This is a genomic window from Pseudoalteromonas sp. AOP7-A1-14, from assembly GCF_052376275.1.
In the GTDB taxonomy this organism is placed as follows: domain Bacteria; phylum Pseudomonadota; class Gammaproteobacteria; order Enterobacterales; family Alteromonadaceae; genus Pseudoalteromonas.
The window spans coordinates 1-9474 of record NZ_JBQSVO010000133.1 but is presented as its reverse complement, the minus strand read 5'-3'; the positions used below and the strand labels follow the sequence as shown (position 1 = coordinate 9474).

Annotated in this window: 8 protein-coding genes; 5 read left to right on the top strand and 3 right to left on the bottom strand. The window is 38.5% G+C overall.

All coding sequences use genetic code 11. The features are described 5' to 3' along the window. The 4 genes from ACT3RM_RS15745 to ACT3RM_RS15730 form a co-directional block, all read left to right on the top strand. A partial coding sequence (locus ACT3RM_RS15745; protein ID WP_444511412.1) for a thioesterase family protein occupies positions 1-578 on the top strand: 578 nt, incomplete at its 5' end. Positions 579-930: 352 nt separating this feature from the next. Next, a complete protein-coding gene (locus tag ACT3RM_RS15740) occupies positions 931-2160 on the top strand; it encodes a PqiA/YebS family transporter subunit (RefSeq protein WP_441835290.1) in 1230 nt (409 codons plus the stop codon). Beyond that, entirely contained in the window at positions 2157-3812 is a 1656-nt protein-coding gene (pqiB, locus tag ACT3RM_RS15735) for an intermembrane transport protein PqiB (RefSeq protein ID WP_441835273.1), read from the top strand. The genes ACT3RM_RS15740 and pqiB overlap by 4 nt, the downstream gene beginning before the upstream one ends. After that, positions 3812-4429, top strand: a complete 618-nt coding sequence (locus ACT3RM_RS15730; protein ID WP_441835274.1) for a PqiC family protein — start codon at positions 3812-3814, stop codon at positions 4427-4429. The genes pqiB and ACT3RM_RS15730 overlap by 1 nt, the downstream gene beginning before the upstream one ends. Positions 4430-4435: 6 nt before the next feature. Here ACT3RM_RS15730 and ACT3RM_RS15725 read toward each other — a convergent pair whose 3' ends face one another. Together ACT3RM_RS15725 and ACT3RM_RS15720 are read right to left on the bottom strand one after the other, a co-directional pair. Continuing rightward, positions 4436-5443, bottom strand: coding sequence for a GGDEF domain-containing protein (locus ACT3RM_RS15725; protein ID WP_441835275.1), 1008 nt, complete (start codon positions 5441-5443; stop codon positions 4436-4438). An 80-nt stretch (positions 5444-5523) separates the two neighbouring features. Beyond that, on the bottom strand, positions 5524-6387 hold the full coding sequence (locus ACT3RM_RS15720) for a DUF6279 family lipoprotein (protein ID WP_441835277.1): 864 nt from the start codon (positions 6385-6387) through the stop codon (positions 5524-5526). Positions 6388-6893: 506 nt separating this feature from the next. Here ACT3RM_RS15720 and ACT3RM_RS15715 point away from each other — a divergent pair. Further along, positions 6894-7619 (top strand): tetratricopeptide repeat protein, encoded by a 726-nt coding sequence (locus ACT3RM_RS15715; RefSeq protein ID WP_441835278.1) that lies wholly within the window; start codon positions 6894-6896, stop codon positions 7617-7619. A 300-nt stretch (positions 7620-7919) separates the two neighbouring features. Here ACT3RM_RS15715 and ACT3RM_RS15710 read toward each other — a convergent pair whose 3' ends face one another. Further along, positions 7920-9359: a coniferyl aldehyde dehydrogenase gene (locus tag ACT3RM_RS15710; RefSeq protein WP_441835279.1), complete on the bottom strand. Its 1440-nt coding sequence runs from the start codon at positions 9357-9359 to the stop codon at positions 7920-7922. Positions 9360-9474 lie beyond the last annotated feature (115 nt).

The following is a 9474-nucleotide window of genomic DNA, read 5'->3' as shown; positions in this document are numbered from 1 at the left end:
GTAATGTTGAAGTGTTACGAGAAGGTGAAAATAGCACTCAAGTATTAGTCAAAGCGATCCAAAATGATCAAGTCTGTGTGATTGTTCAAGCCTGCTTTGGTAAGCAAAGAGAATCGAATATTTCAGTTCCAGTGACTAAGAAAATGACCCTAAAACCTGTAGATGAAAGTCATACACTACCTTATAAAGAAGGCATTATGCCTGCGTTTTTTCAGCACGTATCACTGTGCCCAGAGCAAGGCTCGATGCCATTTACTGGAGCTGAGACCTCTCACCTTGGTGGTTGGATGAAGTTTAATCATCAACCAGCGGCAATCACTGAAGCACATATCATTGCATTAACAGATGCTTGGCCTCCTACTTTATTACAAATGTTTAAACAACCTGCGCCTGCCAGTAGCATGTCGTGGTACTTAGAGTTTGTACAGTTACCTACGCTTGAGTCAAAGCAATGGCTAGGTTTTGAAGCAATTACCCATCACAGCCAAGGTGGATATGGTTTAGAAGATGGCGCTATTTGGTCACAATCAGGACAACTTATTGCACTTACCCGCCAGACTGTGGCTGTGTTTAGTTAACGTGATTGTTTTACGGAACTTTTTATTAAAGGTTTGTTTATTACAGGTTTAAGCTTCAATTCACTCTCGCCAAATGCCATAGCTTTGGTGTATTCACCATTATTGATAATGTGTGTTAAACCGAGATCAAACTCTTCTGATAGCACCTTACGGTTAAAAAAACAGCGCTCGAATCTTTAGAAAAAATAGCGGTGGTTTAAATATTCAAAACTACAAGCCCAGTGCCGCTATCGTTCAATAGATAAAGAGGCAATAAAGAACTAACCGCTTCAGGAATGTCCATTTCATATTTGTATTTATATAATATTTGATGCAAACTTCATTTACTATTGTTTCTTACTGGGAATACCGTTTGCAAACTGCCTGCCCTAGTTGCGATTTAATTATCGATATACCGCGTATTTTGGCAAAAAAAATGGCTGTCTGCCCTCATTGTCATAGCAAAGTTTGCTCTGCAGATGTCGATTACGATCAACGTATTGTAGCGTTTAGCCTAAGCGCATTACTGATGCTTGTCAGCAGTATGTTTTACCCGTTTATTTCATTTAGTAGTAATGGCATAACACAAACAATTACCTTGCCTGATGCAGCAAAAATTCTTTTTAATTACGATAGTGACTTACTTGGTTTATTTATCGACATCAGTATTATTGGTCTACCTATGACACTGCTTCTATTAATATTACCACTGCATTTAGGCATGTTAAAAACACTCCCTCGGCCTGTTTCACGCAGGTTATTAAAGTTCACTCTGGCGCTTGAACCTTGGATCATGTCGGAAATTTTTCTGATCGGTGTATTAGTCAGCATGGTTAAAGTTATGTCTTTAGCTGATATTAGCTTTGGCATTAGCTTTTGGGCATATGTTGCTTTTGTAATATTTTATATTGCCGCACTAGCCCATTTAAACCGGCCTAGGTTATGGGAGCAGATTGAACCGATAAAAAAAATACAGAATACATCTGGTCTTTATCGTGCTATAGACTGTTACTTGCGCGCTTGCCATGTTTGCCATCAGCTGTGTGAAGGCACTAAATGTTCACGCTGTCATAGCCAAACTCATGTACGCAACCCTCACAGCATACAAAAAGCGACGGCTTGGCTTATTACCTCTGTTGCCTGTTATATCCCTGCCAATATATTTCCTATTATGCATACCACTAATTTAGGTGATGAATCTGCGTCTACTTTAATAGGGGGAGTTATTATGCTTTGGCATTCAGGTTCGTACCCTATTGCAATAATTATCTTTTTAGCAAGCGTTGTGGTGCCTTTAGCTAAAGCATTAGTATTAAGCTTTTTATGCGCGGTGGTATCAAAACCAGCTTCACAGCAAAGTAAAATCTACACTCGGGTATATCAATTAACCGAGTTTATAGGTAAATGGTCAATGATCGATGTATTTGTGGTGGCAATTTTAGTAGCCTTAGTGCAACTAGGTAACTTAATGTCGATAACCCCTGGTATCGGCACATTATTTTTTACAGCAATGGTTTTATGTCAAATGATGGCAGCCCATGCATTTGATCCTCGCTTATTGTGGGATTCACCAAAGAAAAAACAAACAGAGACACTCGCATGACTGCAACAGCTCAAGTAAAAAAAGAAGCCTCCATTTCTGCAATTTGGCTCATTCCATTTATTGCCCTACTTGTTGGTGCTTGGATGCTATACCAACATCAAATAAATAAAGGGGCTACTATCTATATCAAAATGCCTCATGCTGATGGAATTGTAGCGGGTAAAACTGAGATAAAAGTGCGTAGTGTTAAAATAGGTCAAGTTGATCTTGTGCGCTTATCCGATAAAAATAACAGTGTTATAGCTCGCGCACAAATAGATAAAAACTACGATGATTTACTAACCAGTGATGCCAAAATTTGGGTCGTTAAACCTCGTATTGACGAAACCGGCATCAGCGGCATGAGTACACTTTTATCAGGGGTATACTTAGAGTTTTCACCTGGTGAAAGCAAAAAAACAACCGAAAAATTTGAGTTACAAGATGAACCTGCTTTAATTGCTAAAGACGTTAAAGGCGGTCGTTTTAGTTTGCTTAGCTATAATGCTGAAGTAATGGATGTAAGTACCGGTATTTACTTTAAGAATTATAAAATTGGTCAAATTGAAACTTCAACATTTGACTGGAAAAACCAAGCAATGAAATACGGTGTTTTTATTAAAGAGCCGTATCAAAACTTGATTACATTAAACTCTATATTTTGGGTCAATGAAGGTGTTGAAATTGACTTATCTGCAGATGGTATTAACGTCAATACTGGTTCGTTAAGCCAATTACTTAAAGGTGGAATTTCGGTAGGACTTCCTAAACAACAAGCTCCCGGCGATATCGCTGAAGACGGCCATAGCTTTTCACTTAGCAGTAGCTATAAAGATGCCCTAGAAGAGCGGTTCTTGGATTTTGATCACTATATTGTTGAGTTTGAACAGTCAATTCGTGGCCTGCGCCCCGGAGCACCGGTTGAGTATCGTGGCATGCGAGTCGGCACTGTAGTTGAAGCCCCGGCGAATGTGATCATTGATGGTAAACCAGCGCATTTTCGCACTGACAACACCGCTGTGCCTGCGTTAATTAAAATAGAATATGGCCGTATTTATCACGATAGTGAATCAGCTCGTGAATTTTGGCAAAACAGCATTGACGGTAGGGTTAAAAATGGTCTGCGCGCATCACTCAAACCCGGTAATCTATTAACCGGCGCTGTGTATGTTGATCTTGATATTTATCCCGATGCAAAGCCTGCTCGCATATCAACACTTGCGAAATATGACGTATTTCCTAGTGTTTCAAGTGGTATTACCGTACTTGCCGACCAAGTTTCTGATGTATTAAATAAAGTGAATAATTTAAAAGTTGAAGATAGCTTATCGCAGATGCAAGACACCTTCACCGACTACCAAGCTTTGGCAAACGAAATGCGAGAGCTCCTTAGTCAACAAGATACTCAAAACTTACCCGGCGATATTAATCGTAACTTTGCTGAAATGACAAAAAGCATGCAGCAATTTGATGTCACCATGAAGCAATTTGAAAAAACCATGGCAAGTTACCAACAAGGTTCGCAGTTTCACCACCAATTACAACAAACGCTTTCTGAATTTAAACGCTTGAGTGAAGAGCTACAACCGCTTAGTCGCGGCTTAAACGAGCAACCTAACATGTTTATTTTTGACAAATCGCTGCCTGCTGATCCAACCCCGAGGAAACAATAATGGCTATATTTTCAAGTATCAAGCTCGTTATCATAAGTAGCTTAGTTTTATTAACGGCGTGTAGTCAATCACTTAATGCCCCGATTGAGTATTACCAATTCGAACAACCTATTAGTACAGCGAGCCGCAGCGCTGAAGATACACGTTACCAACTACGACTCAGTACCGTCGACTTACGAGGTGCGCTCAATAACCGTGGTATTGCTATTAAAATGGAAAATAATCAAGTCAACGCAGCTAACTACCATTTATGGAGTGAAGCGCCTGATAAAATGCTTAGCGCCAGTGCCCACTATAGTTTATTTACAGCCCTGCCCGATTGGATGGTAGTTAAAGGGTTACCCGTTGTTACTGATAAAGAACAACAAAGCTATTACGAGTTAGAGTATGAACTACATCAGTTTAATGGTGATAATAAAGGCAATGCAATAATTGCAGGTTTATGGCGGCTTTACCAAACAACACCAGAGCAAGGCCGCTCTTTACAAACACTTCATTATTTTAATGAGACAACACCACTCGTTGAGGATGGGTACGAAGGACTAGTTACTACGCTGTCATTAAACTGGCAAGCGATTAACCTGCGAACTGCTGAGTACTTAAATGAAGCTAACTAAAGGCTTTTAGATTGACGAATTTACAACTTGGTTTCTACCATTGTTTTTTGCTTGATAAAGTAGCCCATCTGCAGCTTTAATTGTTTGCGCTAAGGTTTGCCCATATTGGTAACTTACCATTCCAATACTGGTTGTTACTGTAATTTTTTTATCTGCAATATTGATTGCTTCATTCGCAAAAGAACACCTGATTTTTTGTGCTATCTCGTGAGCTTGAGTGTCACTTTTCGCATTAATAAGCAGAGCAAATTCCTCCCCACCAATACGAAATATTCTCCCTTTATTTATTAAACCTTGTAATCTATTGGCTACTTCAATCAATACCTTATCACCAACTTCGTGACCATACTCGTCGTTAACACTCTTAAAGTAATCTAAATCCATTAATAAGGTATATAATTTACTTTTATCATCAAGCTGCGTAGCAAAATAATAATTCATTGCTAAGCGATTACCAATATTGGTAAGAGGATCAAGCATAGCAAGGCTTTCTAAGCGTTTTGAGTACTCAGCGCGGGTTGCTTCAAAAACATGAGCAACGGCCCAAATGCTAATGTAACACAGTGTCATATTAAGGGTGAGGTTAAGCACCTGGTATAAAGACCATTCTGCTTTAGCGGCAAAAATGATGCCTTGTATAACAATAAGTAACAAAGACAGAGCAAAGCCTAAACACCTACCTAACAATAAGTAATATAAAATAGGTAATGCGAGGGTCCACACAAACAACCCATTTGCTATACTGGAAAAGTAGCAGCCAATGACAATAAGTAAAGTAATAAATATGCAGATACTGAGTGGCTGCCACACTTTATAAACTGACTTACGGCTATACAAATATATATAAAAACAATAGCTTGCAAAAAGTAGCTCTAAATTTCCTAGCAATATAAAGTTATTATAAAATAAATTGAAAACGGCAAAAGTGAACCCAAGCGTACCTAAGCATATACACATCCATTTGAGTACTTTACCACGTAAAATAAAGGTGCTGTTTAACGCTGTAATATCCATCTTTTTACTTAATAAGAAAAAACCAGAGCATTTTATACACAAACACTTTAGTACTACAAGTTACACGATTAAATATTCGCTTAGTTATTCATCAAGTCATCTATTTCTTTAATCATTTCAGCAAATTTTTCATTTGCCTGATTAATCTGCTTATCACTCAGGGTTGATCTTAATGCAACCAGCAAACCAGCGTAACGAGCTAAGTTTTGTTTATCAAGCTCAACTAATTTTGGACTCATGAATGCCTCACGCTCAAGGATGATATGTGCAAGCTGTTTATAAAACTTGTCATCATCAATAGCTGATTTGGTAAAAACTTGTTTGAGTTTATCAAGCCGTGCTTGCTTGTAGCTATGCCATAGTAAAAAAGTAGAGTTAAATTGCGCATTAGCATTAGTGATTAGTTCAACTTGCGCGCTTGTCAGTTTGCCAAGCCAATCTTCATATCTTTCAAGTTGTTCTTTTAAACGCTCTTCGCGGCGCTGTTGGGTGGTTTGTTCGTTAAACTCTTCAAGTTGTTCGTCCATTTGCTCTGCAATGGCTTGAGTAAATGTATTTTTTTGTGACTCATCAAGGGTTATCGCAATGTCGATTAGATCATCATTTACATGCGCGACCAATACCTGCCAGTGCTGCTTAGCTTGTTCAAAATGAGTAATTAATTCTCCCTGTTCCGGGCCTTTTAATAACAACTGCTGTAGATTTATAAGATCTTGTTTATAAAGTGGTAACTGTGTTTTTCGATGCCAGTTACGCGTTTTTTTAATAACCGCTTTAACCGTTTTACTTTGCTGTTTATTCAAATCAACATAATCATCAATCCAAAACGATGACAGCCAGCCAACGTTATTGTAAGTAAAACTTGCAGAGCACCCGCTGAGTAATAAGAGCAAGCTGCCTACCACATATTTTTTTATATTTAACTTACTATTTTTAAATAACATTTTTAAAGCTTATGTGATTAAGATAATCTTTAAGATAATCAACTTAGCTAATACTGTAAATCATTAAGTAAAAATAAAACACATAAACAATAATAATTATCATTTACTTGTTGACACATAAATAAACTTAAGTGATAATCGTTCGTATCAAAGCGAGATAGTTAAACACTTATTGCATTGCCAATACAGTAAACCGACCTCAGTACCCTAGGGAAGAATGCCAGTAAGGATGCTGGACTTTTAATCTCGTTTTGATCAAGCACGTGATGCTTGAATAAAAGCTTATTCGACTCAGTTTTTATATAAAATCACGCTACTTGCTACATTGCTCATATCGGTGACGGTTGATATGAACCAAAAAGCCCCGCTGGGGCTTTTTTTATTGCTTTAAATTATTCTTCAATATCTGTATCTTATTCGTATTATTCTTATTCTTAGCTGTAAGTTGGAACTTTCCTTACTTAGAGCTAGAATTAAACTGTTATAAATTATCTGGAGGCAGTGTCATGTGGCAGCCTAAATTACCAATTATTTTAATGCTTAGCGCACTAAGTTTCTCAGGTGTCGCTCACGCAGGCCTAGAAGAAGGCATATTAGCCGCCAACGAAGGTCGCTTTGAAGAAGCTCTTACAGAGTTTAATTACCTTGCAGATAATGGTTTTGCACCAGGTATTTACGAACTAGCACAGATGTATGAAGGAGGGCATGGTGTCACTCGTAATTACAAAAAGGCTGCGGCGCTTTATCAGCAAGCAGTTAAAAAAAACCACCCTGATTCAATGTTTGCCCTTGCTGTGCTTTATGAAGAAGGTAAAGGCGTTAAACTTGATAAACAAATGGCCGTATCACTTTATAAAAAAGCGGCTGCAAAAAATTTACCAGCTGCACAATTTAATTTAGGTGTAATGTACGCCAATGGTACTGGCGTAACACAAGATTACAAAGAAGCGATGCAATGGTACGAAAAAGCTGCAGGCAATAACTACACCCTTGCCCAATTTAATATGGCACTGATGTACTTTGAAGGCCAAGGCGTTCAAAAGAATATCGAAAAATCATATATTTGGAATACCATCGCTGAATATAACGGCAATATGCAAGCAAGCCACAGTCGCAAACTTGATGAGCAAAAATTAATGCCAGCTGAAGTCGTAGCCGCCAAAGAAAAAGCCGATGCCCTATACGAAAAAATTCAAGCTGGCTTATACGCAGGTGAAAACCGCATGTTTTAGTATTATAGCCAAACCACCTCAAGTGCAGAATTCAGCACTTCGCAGGGGCTTAATTTAATATCAAGGCGTTACTTTGCTTGCCACGATGAAAGCCCCCTGTTAAGAAGTAACAGCCCAGAGAGTAAGTGTGCCCCTAGAATGACCAACGAGTTGATTTAAAGCGACTTATAATGTGTTATTTTTTAAACAATAGGACTGTTATTACTGGTTATCAATGTCTTGCCTAAACCGCTTTAATTCCAACGACACTCGTATCCTGAAACGATTTAAGCATAAAGCCTATAAAAAATGTGTGCAACCTTACTTTAAATATAACCACTTTAAAACACGCATTAATAGTTTGCTTTTTTTTAATAGTAAAGTTAATCGTGGGTTGAAGCGCCCCGAAGTAAGCATGTTTCGCGCATGACTAAAAGTTATAAAACCCTCTTTACCGTGGTAATTACCCATACCTGACTCGCCAATTCCACCAAAAGGGACATCTTCGGCAGTTACCTGCATCAAAACATCATTAACAGTTAGTGTGCCGCTTTGGGTTTGCTGTTTAATAAGTTGATTGGTTTTTTCATCATGACTCATTACATAAAGCGCTAAAGGATGCGGCTTGGCTTTTATATAATCAATTGCTTGAGTCAGTGCTTGGTATTGCTTAATCACCAATAATGGACCAAAAATTTCTTCATGCATTATTTTCATTTGCTCGCTACATTGTGTCACCAAATGTAAGCCCAAGCGATGCTTGTCCGTATCTTGTTGATTAGTTAACAGCGGATTGATAATTTCTGCACCTTGCTCTTTAGCATCATCAAGCAAGTTTTGTAGTCGTTTAAAGTGTTTATCATTTAATATCGAGCTGAGGTTTTTTCCTTCTACACCTTGACCATAATATTTTTTATAAAGGCTAATCAACGCATCCAGCAGTGGCTGGTACATCGCTTCATCAACTAATACATAATCAGGCGCGACGCATATTTGTCCTGCGTTTGCCATTTTGCCGAACAAAATAGCTTTCGCAGCTTGGTTTATATCTGCATCTTTAGTAACAATAACAGGTGATTTTCCACCAAGCTCAAGCGTGACAGGGGTTAAGTTTGAACTTGCCGCGGCCATTACATGGCGGCCCACTACCGTAGAACCAGTAAAAAATAAATGACCGAATGGTAATTGACTAAATTGCTCTGCTGTATGAGCCCCACCTTCAATGATGCTGCAATGCTCATCTAACTCGTCAGTAAAAATACGCTTAAGTACTTGATTGGTATAATGGGTGAACTCACTGAGTTTTAGCATAATACGATTACCGGCAGCTAGTGCAGTAATAAGTGGCACAAGTGCAAGTTGAATAGGATAGTTCCATGGGGCAATAATACCTACCACCCCCTTGGGTTGATAACTAACCGAGACTTTTGAAGGTGCCAAACTAAACCCCGCACGACGTGGCGAGTCTTTAGCCCATTTGTCTAAATGTTTTAGGGTATGTGAAATAGCTTTTATGGTCGGTAATAAGTCCCCCATCACTGTGTCAAACTCAGTTCGGTAGCCAAAATCTTTTGAGCTGGCAGCCACAAGCTCAGTTTCTAATACCAATAACTTACGCTTAAGTAATGTTAACAACGCAATGCGTTCTGAAATTGGCAAATAAGGTTCGGCCATAAAACGTTGCTGCAATGCCTCGAACTCAGAACCTAGCTGCGTAACGGTAATATCTGGTAAGAATGTAGATGACAAAGGTAAGCTCATAAATAAATGAAAGTAATACCACTATAACTTTGTTTTTTAAAGGCAGCAATAAAAGGACTAACTTAAACTATTAAGCTTTGTCTGAGTACATCTGTTACCACTTAAAGAGCATAAC